1 pseudogene is annotated in these 619 nt (G+C 51.9%); it reads left to right on the forward strand.

The window, feature by feature from the left end:
* Window positions 1–619 (forward strand): annotated as a pseudogene (locus tag NKJ91_RS33735) (serine hydroxymethyltransferase); the annotation flags it as partial.

Genomic DNA, 619 nt, shown 5'->3' on the forward strand with positions numbered 1-619 from the left:
AGGTACGATCAATTGCGCTGGCAAATCGACCTGCAGCAATCATCTGCGGAGGTTCATCATATCCGCGTTTGATTGATTATGAGGAAATGCATCAGATCGCACGAGAGATTGACGCGCTTCTTTGGGTGGATTTAGCACATACCGCAGGTCTTGTTGCGGGGCGCGCAATCCCGTCTCCTTTCCCCCACGCCGACATAGTGACGACTTCCACACACAAAACCCTTCGCGGGCCACGTGGCGGTGGATTGATCTTATGTAAAGGGAGTCTGGCGAAACAAGTCGATAGGGCAATATTTCCAGGATTGCAGGGCGCGCCTAAAATGGACTTGATTGCGGCGCGCGCGGTTCTATTGGCAGAAGTACAGACGTCCTGTTTTGAGAGGTATGTCGGAGATGTTCTGAGACATGCGAAAGCGTTGGAACGGGGACTGATTGACACGGGAGCTAAACTTGTTTCCGGCGGCACCTCGTCCCACCTGCTTCTTCTCAATTTGTTGAAGTGTGATACGACCGGAATTGAGATTGAACGCTCGTTGTTAGAAGGTCAGGTCGTTACAAATAAAAACCCGATTCCCTTTGACACGCTTCCGCCATCGAAGGCAGGTGGACTGAGGATCGG

Source organism: Mesorhizobium sp. M0040 (assembly GCF_040323505.1).
In the GTDB taxonomy this organism is placed as follows: Bacteria; Pseudomonadota; Alphaproteobacteria; order Rhizobiales; family Rhizobiaceae; genus Mesorhizobium.